The sequence below is a fragment of the Cellvibrio sp. PSBB006 genome (assembly GCF_002162135.1).
GTDB lineage: Bacteria > Pseudomonadota > Gammaproteobacteria > Pseudomonadales > Cellvibrionaceae > Cellvibrio.
Map to the genome: position 1 here is coordinate 2917414 of NZ_CP021382.1, position 23615 is coordinate 2941028.

Sequence of the window (23615 nt, forward strand, 5' to 3'; positions counted from 1 at the left end):
CCTGGAGCGGGCGAAGCTGCTGTTGCGCAACGCGGCCCGAGCCTTCGGTTCAAAACAACCTGTGGCCCGCGCGCGGTGTGTGGTTGCCGAAGCGGAGATCGCACTGGTAACGCGCGACCTGGCCTGGTCGCGCGAACGGCTGAATGCCGCGCGGCAGGTGCTCGAAGCCCACGCTGACCGGACCAATGCCGCCTATGCCCGCCATCTCGACGTACGGCTTCTGCTCCTGTTCGGGCGTATTGACGAGGCGGAGCAAGCGCTCGATGAGCTCGACGCCACACACTTCCCGCCTGCCTTTCGCGCGCTACATGAGTTAACCCTCGCCGGGATTGCGCTACGTCGCCTCCACACCCGGGCAGCGCGCTCGGCACTCCACCGGGCCGCCGAGGCGGCGCAACAGGCAGGCATTCCCTCGTTGATGGCGGAAGTGGAAAAGGTAGCTGACGTGTTACAAACGCCCGCCGCACGGCTAGTTGGCCGCGATAATGAACGCTTGCTGTTGCTGGAGGAGGTTGAAATCTTGCTGGCCTCGAAGGCGCTGGTTGTCGATGCGTGCCGCTATGAAATACGCAGTGAAGGTCTGGTGGTATCCCTCGCAAAGCGTCCGATTTTATTCACCCTCGCCCGCGCGTTAGGTGAAGCCTGGCCGCACGATATACCGAGAGATCAATTGATCGCCCGCGCCTTTCGCTTAAAGCTGGCCGACGAATCGCATCGCGCTCGTTTGCGTGTGGAAATCGGCAGGCTCCGCGCCGCACTGCGCCCCATTGCCGATATCAACGCAACGCCGCACGGGTTTATGCTGGTGCCCCACCGCGCGCAGGACCTTGTGGTGTTGGCGCGGCCCATCGAAGAAAAACACGGCGCCGTCCTCGCTCTCCTTGCCGATGGTGAAGCCTGGTCCAGCTCCGCCCTTGCGCTGGTATTGGCCACCAGCCAGCGCACCGTCCAGCGCGCACTCGATGCCCTGGCAGCAACCGGTAAGGTGCAATCCTTCGGCCGTGGGCAAGCGTGCCGCTGGGTAACCTCGCCCATGCCAGCATTCACGACAACCTTGTTACTCCCCGGTCCATTGCCGAGTCACTAGACTGACTGCCTGTTATTCAACAATGAGGACATCACCATGAAACGAACAACGGCTGAGGTTATTTGCGAGTACGGGCCCTTTCCCGGTATCGATGAAGTTGCCGGTGTTAGCTATGACGGACACCAGACCTGGTTTGCATCGGGAGACAAATTGAACGCGCTGGACCCGGAGAGCGGAAAGATCCTGCGTTCCATTGATGTGGCGGCCCATGCGGGAACCGCGTTTGATGGGCAACATCTTTTTCAGATTGCCGAAGATCGTATCCAGAAAATCGACCCGGATACCGGCGATGTACTGTCGACAATTCCCACACCCGACGGCGGCGCGTCCGGCCTCGCCTGGGCCGAGGGTGCGCTCTGGGTAGGCCAGCACCGCAACCGCAAGATCCATCAGGTTGACCCGGCGACCGGTAAGATTCTCAGCTCCATTGAATCCAACCGCTTTGTCACCGGTGTGACCTGGGTGGACGGCGAACTGTGGCATGCCACCTGGGAAGGGGATGAGAGCGAACTGAGGCAAGTAGATCCGCACACCGGTGAAGTTCTCAAACGGCTGGACCTGCCGACGGGGATCAACGTTTCAGGGCTTGAATCTGACGGGGGCGAGCGATTCTTTTGCGGCGGCGGAGGCAGTGGCAAGGTGCGTTCCGTGCGTCGGCCAGGCGCGACCGCAAAATAATCATCTGTGCTGTGTGAGCACTCGTTTGTCGGTTAAATCTTGCCAGACTGAGTGTTCCGGCCCCGAGCTTGCTATGCACTTATCGAACATCACTCCGTTGAAAATGCTCTGCCCTGATATTGTGGCACCCCACCAAGCTCGGATTTCAGGCTCTCGAAAGCATCCAGGAGAACTTTGGCCATCGGCTTTCGCTGGCCGCTCTGGTTGTGCCATGTCTGGGTCGTTAACCTAGCTGCACCAATGGCCACAATAGCGACCATCCGCAGCGCCGTGCGACGTTCCGGCTGCCGCCAAACCTCACATAACGTATTGAAGAGCGCCTGTTCCTGTTCCATGTAATAGGTGTTCTTTCTTGCTAATAATGACTCGCTGGATCGCATCAGATTGTCGATAGCGGTCATCTGCTCAATGGGGTAGCGCGCGATATGTTCCACCATCACGTTGCACACCGCATCAAGCGGCAGAATATCCGGTGACACCTTCAAAATATCGGCATACAGACCTGCCCAGCTGGCGTCTTGCCAGAACAGGATGATGTCGTCCTTCGATTTGAAATACGAGAAAAAGGCACGACGAGAGATGCCGGCCTCCGCAGCAATAACGTCCAACGTTGTGCTCTCGTAACCGTTCGCGAGAAATAAACGCCATCCGGTTTCGGCGATGCGCTGGCGGGTTTCACGACGCTTGCGTTCCCGCAAGCCTTCTGCGGGCGCAGCGCCCGAAGGGGATAGGGTTCCCGACATTTCAGATAAACCTACAGATAATCTGTTGCAATTATGCACTCAGTGCAACAATATATGCACTTAGTGCTATTTTTTGTGCACCTAGGTTACCCCTCTCTCCTTATCGTAGGCAACAACCATGCATTGGACAGTTTCGGATATACCCCCGCAATACGGCCGTACAGCAGTCGTGACTGGCACTGGCGGCCTTGGATTCCAGAATGCGCTGGCGCTGGCGAAAGTCGGTGCAGACGTCATCATCGCCGGTAGAGATTCATCCAAAGGTGCGGCAGCGGTCGACCAGATTCGCCAGCAGGTTCCTTTCGCTCGTGTCACCTTTGAAGTTCTGGACCTGGCAGCACTCAGCTCTATAAAAGCCTTTTGCCATAGGTTGCGGGATTCCCGCGACGGCCTCGATCTATTGGTTAACAACGCGGCCGTAATGGCGCCACCGAAACGTCGCGTGACGAGCGATGGATTTGAACTGCAGTTTGGTACCAACTACCTGGGCCACTTTGCATTGACCGGGCTACTTTTGCCGCTGCTGCGCCAAGGCAACAACCCGCGCGTTGTCACCCTTTCAAGCGTCGCCGCTCGCAGTGGTGCTATTCATTTCGACGACTTGCAGTCAGAGCACCACTACCAGCCCATGGTTGCTTACGGCCAATCGAAATTGGCGTGCCTGATGTTTGCCTTTGAACTGCAACGCCTCAGTAATGCCGCCAGTTGGGGTATCCAGAGTATGGCGGCTCACCCGGGCATTTCGCGGACTGATTTACTACCCAATGGTGCCGGTGCGCGTAGCGCCGCCGCCATGGCGCGTCGTTATTTATGGTTTCTGTTTCAACCGGCGGACCAGGGTGCATTACCCACGCTCTTCGCCGCCACTTCACCCCAGGCGCAAGGCGGCCACTATTACGGACCCGACAAACTCAGCGAAACCCGAGGTTATCCCACCCTGGCCAGGATTCCGCCACAAGCACTGGAAACAGCTAATGCGGCAAAACTATGGCGGTTGTCCGAAGAGCTTACCGGGGTGAGTTATGAGCGCTAAGCATCCTGTTCCGGTACACACTGGAGAAATGTTGGTAAGCCGACGCCACGTGAATGGCATGTTACTGGCTGGATTAGCGGCATTGGCTATGCCGCCTGCGGCGGCGAGCGCTCTACACTCGGCACCGCCGTATCTGATCACGGATTTCGATTGGGTTGATCGGACACGTTCGCGGCCGGTACCTACGCGCCTGTATTGGCCAGCCACTGCCGTGGCTGAAAAATCGGTACCCTTAGTAGTGTTTTCGCATGGAATCGGCGGTTCGCGGGAAGGCTACAGCTATCTCGGTAAATATTGGTCCGCCCGTGGTGTGGCAAGTTTGCATATCCAACATATTGGCAGTGACAGAGCGCTATGGCGGGGCAATCCGTTCGGTGTAGTCAATCGATTGCAGGCTGCCGCGCAGGAACAAGAAGCTATCGCACGTGCCGCTGATATGCGCTTTGCACTGGATAAAATCCTGTCAGATGCGTCCGGTTATCAGGCTGCTGCAATAAACCATCAACGTCTGGTCGCGGCAGGTCATTCCTATGGAGCCAATACCACGCTGCTTACTGTTGGCGCGCAAGTCGTAAGAAACGGCCAGACCGTTGACTGCCTGGACTCACGTTTTGCTGCTGCGGTCGTTATCTCCGCGCCGCCGTTCTATGGCGAGTCCGATTTGGCAGCGATACTGAAAAACGTCGCGGTACCGACCATTCACATCACGGCCACTGACGACGTGATCCAGATTCCGGGCTATCGCTCAGGTGCCGAAGATCGGCTGGCCATCTTCGAGGCCATCACCAATCCACATAAGTTGCTCGCTGTGTTCAGGGGCGGCTCTCACAGCATGTTTACGGACCGTCCCTTCACCGGCGGTTTTTCACTCAATCCTAAAGTCAAAATTGCTACCGCAGATCTCGCTTTGGCGTTTCTGGCGTTGACCTTTGACGGCGACGGTGGTGCTTTCAAGCGGTGGCGGACACAGTGGCAATCAATCCTCTCAGAGACACAGGTTAACGATTTTGAACGATTGGCAGGAATGACTCCCAGCCGTTTTATTGCATCGCCCAATCAGACCAACATGAGAACTCACCATGCATAAATATTTCATTTACGCGGCCTATGGCTGGCTCGCACTCACTGGCGTGTTGCATTTCATCATCGATGTGGTTTCCCAATATGTGCGCGGCACGCGTGCACCCGGCCTGGAAACCACGCTTTACTATGGGCTTAACTCTGCCTTTTCCTTGGGGAAGGTGGCGTTTGGTTTACTGGGGCTTTATTTGGCGTGGCGTGCGATGAATCTACTCAGCGAAGTACCTGTGTTGCTGCTGTCCATTGCCGCCGCATTTGGATGGCTCGCCATTACATTTCTGTTTATCGAATACTGGCAACCAAAGCTTAATGCCGGCATCTTTTGTGCGCTTATGCTGGCTGCTTTTATGACGCGCGGATCGTAATCGGGAATCTGATCGCCGTCACTATATCGCGGTCACTATGTAGGTTACGTCTGTCGGGTTACGCCGCTGTGCGGCTAACGCGACCTACGCGTGGGGTGGTGTTTTTAGGCGGTGAATCCGCAGCCCTCGTTCGTGCATTTCCCTCTTTTTTGAAAAATATAATATTACATAATTTCCGTAAATCATCCGATATCCGGCTATTTACCACTTAAACCCGCTTATATTGCAAAAATATATAAGACAAATTAAGGGCAAATCACTACACTCTTGCGGATGGACTGAACTGCTTAGGGAACGGCTTATCACGATGGAAAAGATAATAAGATGAAATTCGTGACGTACTGAGCTATCCGTTCTTTCTCTTACTTTCTCTCCTGATCCGTTACTACAGAGACATAACAATAAAATCCTTCAGAGGTCTGTAATATGTTTTCGAAAACACTCAAGTGTTATTTACTCATCATTGGCGCGCTCTGTTTCAGTCATGTACAAGCAGCAGTGAGCAATGGTACCTATCTCATTACCTCCCAGGTCAGCGGAAAACCCGTTGAAGTTACGGGTGCATCGACGGCAAACGCCGCCAACGTGCTTCAGTGGTCTGACAATGGTGGCCAGCATCAACACTGGATCGTCACGAGCCGTGGTAGCGGGTACTACTCCATTACCAATCGCCTGAGCGGCAAAGCCATGGAGGTGTTCGAATGGAATTCCGCCGATGGCGCCAACATCGTGCAGTACGACTACTGGGGTGGCGACTCACAGCTGTGGAGCATTACCGAGCACGGCAATGGTGTGGTCAGCTTCATCAACAAATTCAGTGGTAAAGCGCTCGACCTGTACAACTTCAGTACGGCTGACGGTGCCAACATTGCACAGTGGAGCTACTGGGGCGGAGACGCGCAACGCTTCCTGTTAACACCCATCAAGAGCAGCAATGTGCCCACAGACACCTCCACCACCAATGGCGCCGTCAACCATTGGCCGATTTCGGGCAATCTGGGTACCCATGACCCAACCATCATTTACGAAAACGGAACCTGGTTTCTGATGCAAACAGGTCCGGGCATCTATGGCAAATACTCCACCGACGGCCTCTATTGGAATCCCCTGCCCGCCGTGTTCCCCAACGGCCTTAGCTGGTGGAAGACCTACGTACCGAACCAGGCAGGCATAGACGTCTGGGCTCCGGACCTCAAGTCTTTTAATGGCCGGGTCTGGCTGTACTACTCTATTTCCACGTTCGGCTCAAAAGTCTCGGCCATCGGTCTGGCTTCTGCATCCAGCGTTGGTGCGGGCAGCTGGCGTGACGATGGGTTGGTTATCCGCACGACCAATTCCGATAACTACAATGCGATCGACCCCGACCTGGTCATCGATAAAAACGGTAATCCGTGGCTGACCTTCGGTTCCTGGAACAGCGGTATCAAACTGGTACGCCTGAACCCCAATACCATGAAGCCAACCGGCATGATTCATTCCATCGCCAGTCGCAGCGGCGGCATTGAAGCGCCGACCATTATTTATCGCCAGGGCTATTACTACCTGTTCACATCCATCGGCGTGTGCTGCGATGGTGTTAACAGCACCTACAGAATCGTATACGGACGTTCTACGAATGTGGCAGGCCCCTATGTCGACAAGAATGGTGTGAATCTGATGAATGGCGGCGGCACGGTGCTGGATGCCGGTAACAGCCAATGGGTTGGCCCGGGTGGGCAGGATATCGGCAACACCGATGTTATTGCTCGACACGCTTATGATGCGTCTGACAATGGAGCACCCAAGTTGTTGATGAGCACCCTGAATTGGGATTCCAGCGGTTGGCCGCGCTACTAATGTTTGCATGAGGCCAGAGCAATCTGGCCTTCCATAAAATCAGCTCCAACAGCACCATTGATACAACCGAACTAATACTTTTTTCGGGTCTCTTTAATCACACCGGTTTTGATTAAGGAGATCCGCCATGCTCGCCTGCTTCCTCTGGTTAGCCCTCGCCACACTTTGCGTTCAAGTCCCCAATTTACTCGGCATTCACGAACAATATCAGGATGGACTGGTGTCACTGGTGGACGCATTGAAAATTGCGGGTATGTCGTTGCCGTTAATTTTTATTGCGACGACGGGTTTTGCGATTTATTACGGGCGCGGCGATACATTTTTCAGTTACCCGGCGATGGTGATTTATGCGCACATTTTTGCGCTCATTGTTGGCGTGGTGATTCAGGTATTTATCTTGAAAGCCAAGGAGACGAATGTGGTTGAGCTGGTGGGTATTGGTGTGTGTATCGCGGGCCTGGTGATGTCGATTTACAGCAAGCAGATTATGGCGTTGTTGAAATAAAAAAGGGCAAGCACTTTCCAGTGTTGCCCAAGCAAACGAGGACGTGATTTCTTTAATTAATTCCCAAACACTCGCACCTCAAAGATCGAATAACCCCAGGTATTCCCCGCACTGCGCTGCGTTGCATTGATGCGCACATAACGGTAACTACCGGACAGGTTTTTACTGTCCGTGCGAGCACCAAAGGTGCCGCCGGTGTGGGTGGCGAGGTTGGTCCAGCTGGTGCCATTGTTGGAACCTTCTACGGTGTAATTAGCCGCATTGGCCGCTTCCCAATCGATCTCAACCTTGCTCAGGTTGCGCGCGGTGCCCAGGTCAACCCGCAACCAGCTGGGGCTGACGCCGTGGTCGGATTCCCAACGGGTGCCGCCGTTGTTGTCGATGGCCAGGGCAGCAGGCTGGAAGTTGGTACTGGCGGTCGCGGCGGCGGGCGTTAACACAGCGACGCTGCTGGCACTGCTGGACGATGCGCTGCCGCTGTTGGCGAATACACGCAATTCCCAGATCGAATAGCCCCAGCTGTTGCCCGCGCTGCGTTGGGTGCCGTTGATACGCACATAGCGGTAGCTGCCACTAACAGTTTCGGTATCCGTGCGCGCCCCGAAGGTGCCGCCGGTGACGGTTTTCAGGGTGGTCCAGTTGCTGTTGTCGTTGGAGCCCTGGATGTCGTAAACCGCTGCGTTGGCCGCTTCCCAATCAATCTCCACCCGCGCCAGGTTGCGTGCAGAACCCAGGTCAACCGTCATCCACGAAGGATCAACGCCATGCGCTGACTCCCAACGGGTACCGGCATCGCCATCCACCGCATTGCTGGCCGGTGTCAGCGCCGTACTGGAGAAAGTCGGGCGACCATTGGACACCAGCACCACACTGCCGCTGCTGGACGAACTGCTCGACACCGATGAACTGCTGGAACTGGGCACACTGCTGCTGGATGACGAGCTGGGCTGGCCACTGCCGGTAAAGGCGACGGCGAGCGTGTGGCTTGCGGAGATCCCGTTGAAGGTATAGCTATTCAGCGGACCTTGTGACACACCATCCACGATCACATTGGCCACAGCGCGACCGGCGGGCGGCGTGAAGGTGTAGGTTGCCGAGTCGGTGCCGTTGCGGTTGTAGCGCACTGTGCCCGCAGGGCTGATGGAGCCACCCCCATCCAGCGCGATGGTGTAGATGCGGTACGGCATATGGTCGATGGCCATAAACTGCACGTCGGACACCTCAACCAGTTGCCCGGCCGGCGGACGGAAGTGCAGCGTAAAGTCACGCTGGCTCACCGGCGGCTGGCTGGCAAAGTTGGTGAAGCTTTCGAAGACGCCGTCGGTGGTGCTGGGGGTCCAGTTCATCAGGGTGTTGCTGCCGTAGGTCACGCGGAACTGATCCAGGCTGCGCGGTGCGGAGTTATCACCCGCGACCAGCACTTCCTTGATTTCATAGTGCGGATCGATGCGGATATTGACCGACTGGTCCTGCCCTTCAAAACCTTCGCGGCTGCTTGCCTTGTTGCCAGTCGCGCCGTCTACCGCGCGTTGTGCTGCGCCCCACCACTCAGTTTCCCAACCGCCGCTGGCGCTGACAAAGTTGGTGGACGCAATGGCCGGTACCAGCGGATCACCGCTGCCGATATAGGTAATTTCGCGAATCACCACATCGTCGATATACACCGTTGCCGTGCCCATACCACCCATCAAAAAGGCCAGGCGGCCGGGGTTATCGGCGGCAGTGAAATCGACGTTGTAGGTGTAGGTATTCATGCCGGTACCCAGTGCAATAGTTTGCGTCAGGTAAGTGCCGGCGCCCGAAGGATTGAGCGTGTTTTCCGCCAGACGCAGCTGGATATCGCGCGCGGCCGAGGCGCGGGCGCGGAAAGAAATCTGGTAGCGGTAGTTGCGCTTCAAGCCGAAGCTGGAGGTGTGCATCTGGATCGAGCCACTGTTGGCGCCCTGATTACCCGTGGTGATGCGCGCTTCGCCACCCACAACGCTGTAGCTGGGTGTTGCACCGTCAAACGACTCGGTGCCCCAGCCTTCCAGACCGGCAGTGAAGTTGCCGTTGGAGAGCATGTTCACTGTGCGATCCACCTGCGCGGTGCCGGCGGGTTTCGGGTACACGTTGGCCACGTCTTCAAAGGCTTTGAATTCCAGCAGCCAGATGGAATCGGATTTGTCGATGCGGCCTTTGGTCACCAGTTTGATGTAACGGTAGGTCTTGTTCACATCAAAGGTGTGGGTCGCCCAGCCAGTGGCGTCCTGATCCGAGGTCAGGATGTGCTCCCAGGCACCGGACGAGGTCTTGCCATAGATGTCGTAAGACTTGGGCAGGTTCCAGGCCCACTCGATCCAGAAGTACTTGATGTTCCTGTCGCTACCGTAGTCGATCTCCACCCAGTGGAGGTTATCGTCCTTCGGTGTAGCCCACTTGGAACCCACATAACCGTCGGCGGCATTGTCCGGCGCGTTATCGCGGAAGTCAGTCGGCGTGCCGGGCTTGTCGTAGTCATCGCCGGTCACCGCCACGGGCGCGAGCCAACCTTTCAAGGGGTAGAAGCCGTCGGTGTTGTTGCTATCACGGAAGAAGCTGTACTTGCTCTCGTCGATGTAGGGATAACTGGCATCCGTAGGCGGCAGCGGCCAGTGGGCCACGTAATCCACCAGGAAGTCAGTCCCGGCGCGGCCGATGTTCTGGTCCATGGCAGCGGTGTCGAGGTATTCATATTCGGTCACGCCATTCACTACCCGCGTATAGCCAGTTTTATTTGCCACGTTCGGGTTGGTGGAAAAGGCGTTGTAGTTGCCCACATCCGGCCATTCGACGTGGGTAATCGCGTGGTTAAGGATCATGCGCATGGGCGTGACATAGGGGAAGGGTTGCTCCTCGCCCATATTTTCGCGGGACCAGGTGTAGGTCTTCACGCCGTTCACGTAGTACTCAACGTACTCTGGCGTCTTGATCACCCCGTAGGTCACGTACTGGTTGCTCGGGTTGATGCCGAACTGGCTGTAGGTCACCGGATTCGGGTTACCGCCGTAGATGGCGTAAGGCGCGGACCAGTGAGTCTGGGGAATGGTGTTCACGTTGTTGCCGGTGAACTCGACGATGTCCAGCTCCTGGCAGGCGGTCCAGCCCACGTCGGGGAAATTGCCCAGCAGCCACCAGGCCGGGAATTCAGCGTTGCGTGCCGGTGGCATCTTGATGCGCGCTTCGAATTTACCGAACACGAAGGTCGAGTCGTCGGTGATCTGCGATTCGATACGACCCGCGCGGATAAAGATCGGTTTGCCCTGCCCCGCTACACCGCCGTAGTAATCCTGGATTTCGCCGTCCATATAACGGGCTTTCAAATTTAATACCTTGCCGTCGAGCGCGTCGGCATCGTCTTGCCCTACGCGGAAAGTCCAATCCGCGGCGGGATACTCCACGTCCTGATAGTCGATGTCTTCGCCGTTAACGAAGATATTTTTTTCCACCAGCCATTTACTGCGGTCAATGGATGAGCCGTTGAAGTGATCCACAAAGCTGGAATTGACATTCGGGTTGATCCACCAGGGATCGTTGTACTCCGTTGCCAGAGCGGCACTGGAGCACAGGCCCAGGGCAACCAGCAGCAGGTTTTTGGTTTGTTGGTTATTCATAGTGTCTCCACATTATTTTTTTTAAGGCGAGCGAAACCCTCGCGCGTTAAACAGCGCAAAAAAATCGGCAAGCCGTTGCGGAATGGTCAGGGCCTTTTCACAGGTCTTGGTACAGCGAAGCAAAAATTATTGTTATTGCCGACAAGGAATTCAGGTTGCATTTGTCGGTTGGGGAATCGCTGAAAACGATCGGTATTGCGATAGATCGTTTTCAGTGATTTCCCGGGTATAGCAAACTCTTGTTTATATTGTCGGATTAGCCCAACGGGCGTAATCCGACACACCGCTCATCAATTCCCTAACACACGCATCTCAAAGATCGAATAACCCCAACTATTCCCCACACTGCGCTGTGTACCGAGAACGCGCACATACCGGTAACTACCGCTCACATTCACGCTGTCGGTACGGTTGCCAAAGGCGCCACCGGTGCGGGTGGCGAGGGTGGTCCAACTGCTGTTGTTGTTGGAGCCCTGCACTTCGTAGTTAGCCGCGTTGGCGGCTTCCCAGTCGATCTCCACACGGCTCAGGTTGCGCGCGCTGCCCAGGTCCACGCTGAACCAGCTCGGATCAAGGGCGTGGGCTGATTCCCAACGGGTGCCACCGTTACCGTCAATCGCGGCACTGGCAGGCAACAGTTGCGTGCTGGCGGCAGCGTTGCTCAGTGGCAGCAGCACCGGTTCCGCGCCCGCATAAACCTTGAGTTCAAAGATCGAATATCCCCAGTTATTGCCCGCACTGCGCGCGGTGCCGTAGATGCGCACGTAGCGATAGTTACCACTCACATTCACGGTATCCGTGCGGTTGCCGAAGGTGCCGCCGGTGCGGGTAGCAAGAGTGGTCCAGTCAGCGTTGTTGTTGGAGCCCTGAACCTGGTAATTGGCCGCGTTGGCCGCTTCCCAATCGATCACTACCTGCGCCAGGTAGCGCGGGCTTTGCAGGTCCACCGTGATCCAGCTCGGATCAACTGCATGGCTGGATTCCCAACGAGTACCACCATCGCCATCAACGGCGTTGCTGGCGGCCATCAGCTGGCTGCTGGCAAAAACCGGGCGACCATTGGAAACCAGGTTCACCGCCGGCGTTGAACTGCTGCTGGACGATGAACTACTCACACTGGATGACACACTGCTGGATGAACTCGGTACCACACTGGAACTGGAGGAGCTTGAGCTGGGCGGTACGCTGGAAGCGCTAGAGCTACTTGATGGCACTGAGCTGGTGCTAGAGCTGGACGCACAACCGCTGCCCACACAGGCCGGGGCGTTATCGTTGTATGCCATCACCCGGACGTTATCGAAATGGAAGGTGCCACTGGTGGCCTGACCGGGAGTGATCAGGAAGATCAACTGATCCACCGCATTGAAGGGTGCAGAAGCGCGATTGTTTTCCCAATCGCCCAGCGCCGCCGGGAAGTTGTAGTTAAACTCCAGGGTTTCCCACTGGCCGGAGGTGGTGGTCTGGGCCTGATAGAAGCTGTGACGCCCCACCTGCCAGTCTTCCGGTCCGACAGAAGCCGCCGCCAATTCATTTTCCAGGTTCATGGAGATGATAGTGCCCGCCGGGGCCGTCGTATGAACGTCCACCAGCACGCGCACCATACCGTGACGGGCGTCGAGCGCGTCAGGAATACCGGTCACGCCGTTGAAGGCAAGCGTGTCGTAGGTTGCACCCGGATCACGCACATAACGCAGCACGTTCGCTGAGTTATTTACGCCGTTCGGCGCCGGATTAGCGACCACTGAATGAGCGCCGCTGGTCGCCGGTGAGGCTTTGATCGCGCCGTTGGTGGTGCCGTCAAAGTTGGCCACCATGGATTGCAGGCTGTAGCCATTGTCGGGGCGCACGATGCGGATGTTATCCAGATACAACTCCGCCGGCAGGTTGAAGCCTGCGTGGACCATAAACACCAAAGCATCCGCTTCGCTGGCGGCGATATTGGAGTCCGGCGTGCCGGTGTAATACAGCTCTACCGTATGCCACTGACCCGGTTTGCCCATGGTGCCGAGGAAACGTGCGAGGCGACCGGTGTTGCCGTCCCAGGGTTCCGCAGCGCCGGCAGCGGCTGAATTCTCCAGGCCGCCGCCCAAGTCTTTACCTAGCAAGCTGTTGCCTGCTGTGAAGTAGACATCCGCAAACAACTTGGCGCGGCCACTGCGCAGTTCGCCCGCGTCGATATTGCCGAAACCGGTGAGCTTGAGGTTATCCCACTGCTGGGACGCATCGCGGATGTAATGCAGCACACTGTTGGAGGTATTGATACCACCCGGTGCCGGGTTGGTGGTGACGCCGCTTTGGGTCAGCGCAAAACCGTTTTGCAGGTGGGTTACGCCCAAACCATTTTCATAGTTGGTCACGACCTGCACATCGCCCTGCTCAATGGTGACCGGCTTGCTGAAGGTCTGGGTACCGGCACAACCGGTGTTGAAGGTCACGCTGAAATCGCCGTTGCGCGCGCTGCTGCCGATGGATACGGTAATTTCGCGCGTGCCCTGACCGGACAGGATGTTTACACCCGCCGGTACGCTCCACTGGTAGCTGGCGCCTGCAGGGCCATCAATGCGGTAGGTCTTGCGGGTTTCACCGCGATAAGCGTAGGTGTCGCCTTCTACCGACCAGGTGTCCTCGTTTTTGTAGACCGCCACATGGTCCACCTGCATCAACTGAATCGGCGCTTCCGAGCCGTCCGGGTTGCCGCTGAACCAACCGCCGATAGCGAGGTTGAGGATGAAGTGGAAAGGACGGTTGTAGAAAGCATCCCAGTTGGAGCGGACGGGGTTGGGGCCATCCAGCTGTGCGCGGGTCATGCTGAGTTTGGGTACATCGTTAACCAGCCACACAATGCGGTCCGGGTACCATTCAACCGCGTAGGTCTGGAATTCGGTCTTGGTGCGACCGGCTTCGGGGTGGATGGTATTCAGGCTGGGATCGGGCCAGCCGGTGTTGCCGTTGTAGGGCCAATAAGGACCGTAATGCAGGGTGCCGTGGATTTCTTCGGTGGTACCGCCGGCTTCCATGATGTCGATCTCACCACCATTGGGCCAGCCGTGGGAGTCGCGCGGCAGTTCGCTGGGCATCATCCAGAAGGCCGGCCAGGTGCCGGAGCCATTGGGCAACTTGATGCGTGCTTCCATCTTGCCGTAGGTAAAGTCTTTACCGTGCTTGGACCGCAGGCGCGCGGAAGTCCAGGTCTTGCCCTGATAGGCTTCGCGAATCGCCTTGATGTTCAGCAGGCCATTCTCGACATAGAGGTTTTCAGGCCGTTCGGTGTAGAACTGCAACTCATTGTTACCGCCGCCATCGCCATTCACCTCGGCGGACCAGACTTGTTTGTTGAGGGTGTTGAAATCGTCGCGCCAGACTTCTGTCCAGCCGCATGCGCTTTGAGCAAAGGAAGTATTACTGGCGGCTAGCATCGCCAGCGCCATGATTGTCTTTTTCATTCTTTAGGCCTCGTCAATTATTGTTATCCTGAAGCCGGCAGGGCAAAACCTGTACCGATGTGTCCTTGTGTAACGAGAATCGCATACTCACCCAAACCCTTCGTCCCACTTTGGCCGTGAAGGGCAAGGTGGATTAGGTCCACCTTTCATCGCAAAGTGACAACAGCTCGCGAAGCCGCGCCGTTAAAGGACTTGCATGCTAGTGTCGGAGCCATTTGCCAAACAGGGGCGACACAAGAAAAAACGCATTAACACGCGTTCTGATCCGTGAAGTATGAAGTGGGAAAAACAAAATAATCGCAGTCTCTGCTCACGCTAAAATCGCTACTGCAATTTTTTATCCGGTCCGGGTGGCCTGGTCCGCAGAGTGTGAACCTGATCATGGTTATGGGATGTGTAAATCATTAATAGGATATGTTCGCTAACGCACGTCATCGTAGTGCTTAAATCTTTTATAAACGAGCCATTACGCGTGATGGCGTTATATAAGCTCGAATTAACCGGCAAAAAAACGATTTATTCCAACAAAGTTGTAAGCGACTGCGGTCAGGTTCACATTTCCTCTTTGGATAAAAACTATGGCTGGGCTACTCTCTATAATCTGAATCACCATTTATTCACCTGCGCACTATCATCAGGTAATCATGGCATCAGGTAAACATTGCATCATGGCAACTGCTCCGTGATCTCAGGATCGCCGGGGGGACGTGCTGTCGGTCGGGTCGAGGTGCGAATGGATAAGATGCACAAAGTATTGGCACTGATTGCATTGCTATGCCACAGCCTCGTCGTTTGCGCTGGCGGAAACCACGATGGCATTGAGCACCAGGTCAAGGCCGCCTTTCTCTATAAGTTTGCTGGCTATGTCGAGTGGCCTGCGACTGCTTTTTCTGCAACGGACGAAAATTTCCAGATCGGCGTCGTCAATGCAGACGATGTGGCCGATGAGTTGATCCGGCTAAGCGACGGCATCCAGATCAATGAACGCCCCGTCAGCATCAAACGCTTCTCCGCCTCTGACCGGATCTCCGGTGTGCAGATGTTATTTGTGGGTCGTCAGGCCGGGCAAAAGCTGCAAAGCATATTGCACCAGGTTGATTCCGCGCCGGTGCTGACCGTCACCGAAACAGAAGGCGCACTTGAATCGGGTAGCATTATTAATTTTGTTCCCGTTGATGACTACATTCGCTTTGAGATTTCTGTCACGCGCGCAAATCTTTGCGACATAAAAATAAGTGCACGTTTGCTGAACGTCGCCCTGAATATTCAGAAGCGGAGTTAACCATGAACCCCGTTCGCCTTCGCTCAGTTCGTCAAAAATTGTTGCTCATCGTGCTGCTCGCGAATATTTTTGCGCTGGCTGCTGCGGGCAGCGCCTTGCTGTACCACGATTTAAATGAGTATCGCAAAACAACTGCCGCCGCATTGACCACGCTCGCCAGTATTCTTGCCCAGGGCAGTGCCGTCGCCCTGGACTTTGATGACGTTGATGTAGCCCAGGAAAACCTGGCATTACTTGAAGCCAACCCCAGCATTGTCGTGGGTGCAATCTTCACCAGCGACGGGGAATTATTTGCCCGCTACGGTGACGACAATTATCAACATGTGCTGCCTTCACCGCCACTCAACAACGATAGCTTTCAATTTCGTAACGGTGAATTGATTGTATCCAAACAAATCGAGACGCCGAGCGGGGTAGTCGGCAGTGTTTATCTGGTGCAACAATTTAATTTAGCCACCTGGCTCAGCAGCTACCTCACCATCCTCGCCATTATTCTTGCCTTGAGCCTCGGCCTCAGTTTATTTATTTCTACGCGTTTACAGCGCTGGGTTTCCGTACCCATTGAAGCCATCAGCCGTGTGGCCAGGCAAGTTACTGTGCATCGCAATTATCAGTTGCGGGCCACCAAAATTACCCAGGATGAAATCGGCCAACTGGCCGATGACTTCAACGGTATGTTGAATACCCTGGAGCACGAAATTGCGGAACGCACCGCCGCCGAACAAGAAGTGCGTCAATTTAATATGGTGCTGGAACAACGGGTTGAGCAGCGTACGACGGAATTACAGATTGCCAACGAGCACCTGATAGCGCGCACCGAGGAAGCAGAAAGCGCCAATCGCGCCAAGGCGGCATTCCTTGCCAACATGAGCCACGAAATTCGCACACCGATGAATGCCATTCTCGGGCTCGCTTATTTGCTCGACCAAAGCGAACTCGATGCAGACTCAGCCGATCTTGTCAGAAAAATCCGTAACGCAGGGCGCTCGTTGCAATCCATCATCAACGATATTCTCGACCTGTCAAAGATAGATGCTGAGCGGTTGGAGATCGAGCATGTGCCTTTCGATATCGCCGAGGTGATTGATAATCTGGTTAGCATTACCGCTGCCAATTTAGGCGCAAAAGAGATTGAACTGATCGTGTCGCCGGCACCTGACATCAACGGCCAACTGATTGGCGATGCCCTGCGGCTCGAACAGGTTCTCATTAACCTCGTCGGCAACGCCATTAAATTTACCGAGCGGGGATCGATTGTCGTGGACATCCAGAAAGTCGCTGAACATGACAAGCATGTGGACCTGCGTTTCTCTATCAAAGATACAGGCATCGGTATTCCGCCAGAAAATCAGGCACAGATTTTTTCAGCGTTCAGCCAGGCGGATGTTTCCACCACACGCCGTTTTGGCGGCACCGGTTTGGGCTTAACCATTTGTCGTCATCTGGTGAAATTAATGGGCGGCGATATTGGTGTGAACAGTGAACCGGATAAAGGCAGTGAATTCTGGTTTACGGTACCTTTGGATGTTGTGCCGGACGGCGAAAAAAATAAAACGCCCGCAAAGCTGGATATTCTGATTGTGGATAGCAACCCGCTTGCCAGCGAGAATCTCGAACGTATTGTGCAATCCCTCGGCTGGAGTGGAAAACGCGCACTCGCCGGTGAAATCGCCGTTCAAAAGTTGCAAGAAAAAAAATCCGGCAACGGAAAATTCGATGCCATATTAATTGACTGGAAGCTGGACGATGGTACTGGCCTTGATGTCGCCAGAATGATTCAGAAAGCGTTCAAGGACGACTTACCGCCGATTATCCTCATGATGCCGACCTTCGCGCGCGACGAAACACCGGTTATCAGTGGTAATATCAGCAGCGTGCTAAATAAGCCGGTGACCAGTTCATCGCTATACAATATTATCGGCGAGGTGTTGCAACCGCACACGAAACAACATAGCCAGGAAAAAACGAAACAAAATAAAATAAAACGTTTGGCGGGGCTCCACGTACTGGTCGTTGATGACAATGCGGTAAACCGCGAAGTTGCCATGCGTTTTTTGACGTCGGAAGGGGCGGAGGTCAGCGTTGCGGAAGACGGCAAGATGGCCGTGGAATGGATCACGACGAATCTCGCCACGCTGGATCTGGTCCTGATGGATGTGCAGATGCCGATGATGGATGGTTACGAAGCCACCCGCCATCTTCGCTCACGACCTGAATGCGCGAAGCTTCCGATCATTGCGTTAACAGCGGGTGTATTTGAAACACAAATCGACGCCGCTCGCGACGCAGGGATGAATACCGTCGTCACCAAACCGTTTAATATTGATGACCTGGTGAATGCCATTCTCCACCTTGGAATATTGAAATTTAAAAATATGGAATGTCTAACCAAGAGAAAATAAAGATGCGCCTGAAACCAATCCACACAACGATAACATCGACGGGCGTTAAGTGTCTCTTCAGCCTGGGAATCTTGTTGTGCACGCAGACGTCGCTTGCCGGCAACAATTACATGGCGATGAGCCTTGAGCAACTGTTGAATGTAAAGGTGCACAGTGCCGCAAAAAAAACCGAATCGCTCGGCGACACATCAGCGGCGATTTACGCCATCACCAGTGCAGACATTGAACGTTCAGGTGTGACCACTATTCCGGATGCCTTGCGCATGGTTCCCGGCGTTGAAGTTGCACAAGCGGACGCCAATAGCTGGGCAATCAGTATTCGCGGTTTTAACGGAACCCTGGCTAATAAGTTATTAGTTCTCGTCGACGGTCGGTCCATCTACAACCCGGTGTTCGGCGGCGTTTTGTGGGAAGCGCACGAACTCATGCTGGAAGATATTGAACGCATCGAAGTGATTCGCGGTCCCGGTGGATCTTTATGGGGTGCAAATGCGGTCAACGGCGTTATCAATATCACCACCAAACACACGCGGGACACACAAGGTTCCCTCGTCAGTGCCGTCGCAGGTGACGAAGAAAAAGGCACCCTGAACGCGCGCCATGGCGGCGTGTTCGGCGCGCGCGGTACTTATCGCGTTTATGCCAAAGGATTCAAACGGGATTCATCCATCAAGCCGGATATGGGAACGGGTTCTCCAGCAGATACCTACGACGAATGGGATGGCTATCGCGGCGGTTTCCGCATGGATTGGGCCGACGAATTTACCTTGCAGGGCGATGCCTACCGCACCGACGCGCAACAATTGCGCCCGGATTTTTCATTCACCGTCCCCACGACCATCGAACAACAAACGATTATCTACGAAGGCGCCAATCTGCTCGGGCGCTGGACAGATAAAACGTGGAATGGTCCAACGCTTACCATGCAAGCCTATGTCGATTGGAATCGGCGCGATGAACCCTTTAATTTTATCGACGACCGCACGACGGTAGACCTGGAGGCGCAGTATGATTTTGCGGCGACAGAACGTCATGCAGTGATTGCCGGCGCTGGCGCGCGGTGGTTGTTTGATGACCGGGAAGGAAATCGCAACGTCGAATTTACACCGCAAGAAGATGAATATGCCGTGTATAACGCGTTCGTGCAGGACAAAATTACTCTTGTGCCTGAGCGTTGGTTCCTGACCTTGGGCACCAAAGTCGAACACAACGATTTTTCCGGTTACGAAGTGCAGCCCAACGTGCGACTGCAATGGCTGATGGACAATGATCAATCATTCTGGGCAGCGATATCGCGCGCTGTGCGAACACCCACTCCCATTGAGGAAGATCTCACCAGCACACTCATCACGGCACCCAGTATACGCATAGCCTTTGTTCCGAACGATGATGTTGCCTCGGAAGAACTCACCGCTTATGAATTCGGTTATCGCCATCAATTTACACCGGCTTTTTCGATGGACCTGGCCGCTTTTTATAACGACTATGACAAACTTTCCACGGTTAGTATTGGTGAGCCTGAGCTGATTAATAATGGTAGTGATCCGCTGCACTTTTTAGTGCCCGTGCAATTCGTCAATAGCATGTATGGTCATACACGCGGTGCTGAAATAACCTCCGGCTGGACCATCACGCCGACATTGCAAATCTCCGCCAGTTACAGTTATTTATATATGTCACTGATCAGCGATGATGAAGATCGCGAAGCAGCGGAACGACTCAGCCCACGGCATCGCGCGAGCGCGCGAGTGTATTGGGATATTCGTGAAAATATCATGCTGGGTACAACAGTAAGTTATGCGGATCAATTGCCAGCAAGTGATGTGGACAGTTATGTCCGATTGGATCTGAATCTCGGTGTGGAGTTGTCTGATAATGTTCGATTCAATCTCGTCGGGCAAAATTTACTTGACCCGGCACATCGTGAGTTCAGCACTATCGATGATCTCAATGCAGCAGAAATTGAACGCAGTATTTTTGCCAAATTGACCTGGCAATTTCGTTAGGATGCTTGCGTTGTCGCATCGCTTGCGTGATGCGACAACGTCTGACCACTTACAAATTTCTGTTCCTATCGTTTATACATCCGCACATAATCCACCTCCATATGGCGCGGCCAAATGTCCGGATCAACACCCGCTGCACCGCCCCAATTGCCGCCAATAGCGAGATTGAGGATCACGTAAAACGATTTATCAAACGGCCAGGACTCCCAGCCGCGATGGTCGTTGATGTAGGTAAAGTAGTGCACGTCGTCGATATAAAAATCCATGCGCTCTTCATCCCACTCAACCGCATAGGTATGGAATGCCTGCGTCACGTCCGGCATCAACACAGAACCTTTGCGCTGCATGCCGTTAACCCAGTAATAGGCCTTATTGTGGGTGGTAGCGTGAACCTGCCCTTCGTCGTAGCCAACGTGTTCCATAATGTCGATTTCACCACTGTCGGGCCAGCCAGTGCCGTAGCCGGTGTAGTCCGTCGGCATCATCCAGATCGCAGGCCAGGTGCCGCGCCCCGCCGGTAACTTCGCGCGCACTTCCACGCGGCCATAAAGCAAGTCACCTTTATTTTGCGAATGAATACGACCGGATGAATACTCGCTGCCCAGGTAATTATCTTTGCGACCTTCAATGATCAAGACACCATCCTGCACGCGCACATTTTCTTCACGGTCGGTGTAGCGTTGCAACTCGTTGTTCACCCAACCCGGCGCCTGGATTTCGAAGTTCCATTTGGTAGCATCGGGTGCGCCGGTGTAATCAAACTCATCAAACCAGAATAACTCCCACGCACCTTCGTCATGGGGCTGCGTAATGGTCAGCGCACTCAAAATGGCTTCGCCGACAACGCCGCTAAAGACAATATTGATTTCACCATCGGCAACCACAACGTTCGGCACTGTCACGTCATAGGCCGTGTTGGTCGCACCGGCGATATTGCGCACATCCAACTCAGTGATCCGCTCTTCGTCTTCTACCTGTACCGAAAAAGTCCGTTCGCCAGCGTTGTTAACGATATTTTCGGCAAAGCGTAGCGTCAGGTTATAGGTGCCGTCTGGCAATTCGTGTGCATAGGAAAACTGTGTGCCGCGGCGTTCACTTTTGTAGAGCGTCGGGTTGTGCGTCGCTTTGATCTCCGCAGAAATTTGTCGCGTTGCGCCATCAGTAAAGCCTTCATCAGCGGCATAGGCAATCCCATCCACCGACACAAACGCGTCACCACCGGCATTCACTGCCCACACCACCGATTCATTCAGCATGGAAGTATCCACCACGCTCAGCTGGCGAATCGCCTCGCCGGATTTACCGTTGGAATCAGTCGCACTCACTCTCAAGGTATGCAAGCCCGGTGGCAAATCTTCCAGCGTCCATTCATAGGGTGATTCATCATCTGTCGCCACCAATGTATCGTTGCGATACAAGGCAACGTCAGTCGCCGTCGCCCCACCTGCCAAGGTAACCCGCGCCTTGACACTCACCGCCATGGACGTTGCCACACTCGCACTCGGCAAAGGTTCAGAAAAAGCCACAACCGGACTGTCCGCTGGCGGCGTCACCGGCGGCGGTGAAGCCGAAGGCCCACCACTGCCACCACAACCGACCAGTAAAAACGCCACTACCCCAAGACCGAAAAAACAGACACTGCCGAGATTTTTCATAACCGACCTTAACCCTTTATAAATTTTTTTACGGATGTTTATCCGTATTGTGCCGCTGATATTCTCACCGATGGAAATAACCTGACCTCGAATCAATCACGAATTTATTGTTTGAATTTGTAAAAAATTACGACAATTACAGGTATGGTTATAAGGTTGTAGGGTTTTTAAACGGATTTGAGAGCCAATAACAACAAGACAGGACACACAGAACAGCCGAGTAATTTTTCTTCAAAAAATAGTTATAAAAAAAGCACCGGACTTTCGTCAGGTGCTTTGCGGTAGTGTTTTTCTGGAGATAATACTGAAAATCAGTTCTTGGCACGCTCTTCCAGGATGGCGACGGCCGGTAATGTTTTGCCTTCCACAAACTCCAGGAATGCACCGCCGCCGGTAGACACGTAAGAAATCTTGTCGGCCAGATTCCATTTATCGATAGCAGCAAGCGTGTCACCGCCGCCGGCAACCGAGAAGGCGTCACTCTCGGCAATCGCGCGGGAAATAACTTCTGTGCCTTTGGCAAACGCATCGAATTCAAATACACCGCAGGGACCATTCCACAACACGGTTTTGGCGTTCTTGATAATCTCAGCTACACGCGCTGCCGTCTCGGGACCGTAGTCGATAATCTCTTCGTCCGCTTTGATCTCGTTAACTTTCTTCACTTCGGTCGCGGAGTTATGACTCCACTCTTTGAAACCATCTTTGGTTACACGCACATCAGTCGCAAACACCACTTCCGTAGCCGCACACAAACGTTGAGCTTCAGGAATCAAATCTTTTTCGTACAGGGAATTACCTACTTCATTACCGGCCGACGCAACAAAAGTATTGGAAATACCGCCGCCCACTACCAACACATCCGCAATTTTTGACAGCGCATCAAGCACGCTCAACTTGCTTGATACTTTAGAACCGCCAACAATAGCAACCAACGGACGCGCAGGGTTATCAAGCACCTTAGCCAAAGCTTCCAGCTCAGCAGCCAACAACGGCCCCGCACAAGCAATCGGCGCAAACTTCGCCACACCGTGAGTCGACGCCTGGGCACGGTGCGCCGTACCAAACGCATCCATCACAAACACATCACACAACGCCGCCATTTTTTTCGACAGCTCATCAGAATTTTTACCCTCACCCACATTAAAACGAACGTTTTCCAGCAACACCAGATCGCCGTTCATTTCAAAGCCATCAACCCAATCTTTTACCAACGGCACTTCACGACCGAGTTTTTTGCTCAGGTATTCCGCCACCGGCGCAAGCGAAGCAGCTTCGTCATAAACACCCTCCTCCGGACGACCGAGGTGCGACATCACCATCACCTTCGCACCTTTTTCCAAAGCTGCCTTGATGGTCGGAATGGATGCATCGATACGCACCGCACTGGTAATTCTTCCGTCTTCCAACGGCACGTTCAGATCCTGACGAATCAATACACGTTTACCGGTGAGATCCTGGTCTTTCATCAATTTAACAGTCATGGTTATTACCTATTTGGTTCGATGTCTCAAAGCGCTATTAAAAATCTTGAACAATATAGTTTACAGGTATCATTTCATCATTTACGGGGCATCCTGGAATAGATGCTCTAATTGGCTTTCCTGTGTTCGCAGCGGCCAATAACATTGCATACCAAGCCTTTTTATATTCTGAATCCAACTCAAAAGTGTAATAACTACTTATAGGTTTTCCACATTGATCATTTTTTAGTTTGAAGTGGATTTTGTTAACACTCGGATAAATACGCGCAATTTCACCAGATACCGTCTCGGCAACCACCTCTAAAGTTATTAAAGAAAGAAATATACTAATAGCGATGCTCTTCATCTTAATCACTCCATGTTTAATTCAAGAGCACCCAGCTT

Annotated in this window: 16 protein-coding genes; 10 read left to right on the top strand and 6 right to left on the bottom strand. The window is 54.1% G+C overall.

Going from position 1 to position 23615, the window contains the following annotated elements:
• The first annotated feature begins 61 nt into the window (after positions 1 to 61).
• Positions 62 to 1087, top strand: a complete 1026-nt coding sequence (locus CBR65_RS12190; protein ID WP_198300729.1) for a hypothetical protein — start codon at positions 62 to 64, stop codon at positions 1085 to 1087.
• 36 nt (positions 1088 to 1123) lie between these two features.
• Positions 1124 to 1765, top strand: a complete 642-nt coding sequence (locus tag CBR65_RS12195; RefSeq protein WP_087467098.1) for a PQQ-binding-like beta-propeller repeat protein — start codon at positions 1124 to 1126, stop codon at positions 1763 to 1765.
• A gap of 89 nt (positions 1766 to 1854) precedes the next feature.
• On the opposite strand, the gene CBR65_RS12200 is transcribed toward CBR65_RS12195, so the two are convergent.
• The gene (locus CBR65_RS12200; RefSeq protein WP_087467099.1) at positions 1855 to 2508 is read right to left on the bottom strand and encodes a TetR/AcrR family transcriptional regulator; all 654 of its coding nucleotides are present in this window, start codon (positions 2506 to 2508) and stop codon (positions 1855 to 1857) included.
• Between the two features lie 118 nt (positions 2509 to 2626).
• Between CBR65_RS12200 and CBR65_RS12205 the strand changes: the two genes are divergently transcribed.
• The 5 genes from CBR65_RS12205 to CBR65_RS12225 all read left to right on the top strand — a co-directional run bounded on the left by CBR65_RS12205 (position 2627) and on the right by CBR65_RS12225 (position 7327).
• Positions 2627 to 3541, top strand: a complete 915-nt coding sequence (locus CBR65_RS12205) for an SDR family oxidoreductase (RefSeq protein ID WP_087467100.1) — start codon at positions 2627 to 2629, stop codon at positions 3539 to 3541.
• Positions 3531 to 4628 (top strand): hypothetical protein, encoded by a 1098-nt coding sequence (locus tag CBR65_RS12210; protein WP_198300730.1) that lies wholly within the window; start codon positions 3531 to 3533, stop codon positions 4626 to 4628. The genes CBR65_RS12205 and CBR65_RS12210 overlap by 11 nt, the downstream gene beginning before the upstream one ends.
• A complete protein-coding gene (locus tag CBR65_RS12215; protein ID WP_087467101.1) occupies positions 4621 to 4986 on the top strand; it encodes a hypothetical protein in 366 nt (121 codons plus the stop codon). Before CBR65_RS12210 ends, CBR65_RS12215 begins: the two co-directional genes overlap by 8 nt.
• A 426-nt stretch (positions 4987 to 5412) precedes the next feature.
• Positions 5413 to 6822: an RICIN domain-containing protein gene (locus CBR65_RS12220; protein WP_087467102.1), complete on the top strand. Its 1410-nt coding sequence runs from the start codon at positions 5413 to 5415 to the stop codon at positions 6820 to 6822.
• A gap of 127 nt (positions 6823 to 6949) precedes the next feature.
• On the top strand, positions 6950 to 7327 hold the full coding sequence (locus tag CBR65_RS12225; RefSeq protein ID WP_087467103.1) for a hypothetical protein: 378 nt from the start codon (positions 6950 to 6952) through the stop codon (positions 7325 to 7327).
• A 56-nt stretch (positions 7328 to 7383) separates the two neighbouring features.
• On the opposite strand, the gene CBR65_RS12230 is transcribed toward CBR65_RS12225, so the two are convergent.
• Entirely contained in the window at positions 7384 to 10959 is a 3576-nt protein-coding gene (locus CBR65_RS12230) for a discoidin domain-containing protein (RefSeq protein WP_087467104.1), read from the bottom strand.
• A 290-nt stretch (positions 10960 to 11249) separates the two neighbouring features.
• Positions 11250 to 14402 carry a discoidin domain-containing protein gene (locus tag CBR65_RS12235; RefSeq protein WP_087467105.1) on the bottom strand — a complete coding sequence of 1051 codons (3153 nt, stop codon included), beginning with the start codon at positions 14400 to 14402 and terminating at the stop codon, positions 11250 to 11252.
• 733 nt (positions 14403 to 15135) lie between these two features.
• On the opposite strand from CBR65_RS12235, the gene CBR65_RS12245 reads away from it, so the two are divergent.
• From CBR65_RS12245 to CBR65_RS12255, 3 genes are read left to right on the top strand one after another with little or no spacing between them, the layout of a single operon-like run.
• Positions 15136 to 15684, top strand: coding sequence for a YfiR family protein (locus CBR65_RS12245; RefSeq protein ID WP_087467107.1), 549 nt, complete (start codon positions 15136 to 15138; stop codon positions 15682 to 15684).
• Between the two features lie 2 nt (positions 15685 to 15686).
• On the top strand, positions 15687 to 18086 hold the full coding sequence (locus CBR65_RS12250) for a response regulator (RefSeq protein WP_087467108.1): 2400 nt from the start codon (positions 15687 to 15689) through the stop codon (positions 18084 to 18086).
• Between the two features lie 2 nt (positions 18087 to 18088).
• Positions 18089 to 20092: a TonB-dependent siderophore receptor gene (locus tag CBR65_RS12255; protein ID WP_198300731.1), complete on the top strand. Its 2004-nt coding sequence runs from the start codon at positions 18089 to 18091 to the stop codon at positions 20090 to 20092.
• 65 nt (positions 20093 to 20157) lie between these two features.
• Here the strand turns inward: CBR65_RS12255 and CBR65_RS12260 are convergent, their stop codons facing one another.
• From CBR65_RS12260 to CBR65_RS12270, 3 genes are all read right to left on the bottom strand, one after another.
• A complete protein-coding gene (locus CBR65_RS12260; protein ID WP_087467110.1) occupies positions 20158 to 21747 on the bottom strand; it encodes a family 16 glycosylhydrolase in 1590 nt (529 codons plus the stop codon).
• Positions 21748 to 22058: 311 nt separating this feature from the next.
• Positions 22059 to 23231 (bottom strand): phosphoglycerate kinase, encoded by a 1173-nt coding sequence (locus CBR65_RS12265; protein ID WP_087467111.1) that lies wholly within the window; start codon positions 23229 to 23231, stop codon positions 22059 to 22061.
• A 37-nt stretch (positions 23232 to 23268) separates the two neighbouring features.
• Positions 23269 to 23577, bottom strand: coding sequence for a hypothetical protein (locus CBR65_RS12270; RefSeq protein ID WP_087467112.1), 309 nt, complete (start codon positions 23575 to 23577; stop codon positions 23269 to 23271).
• Positions 23578 to 23615: the final 38 nt, after the last annotated feature.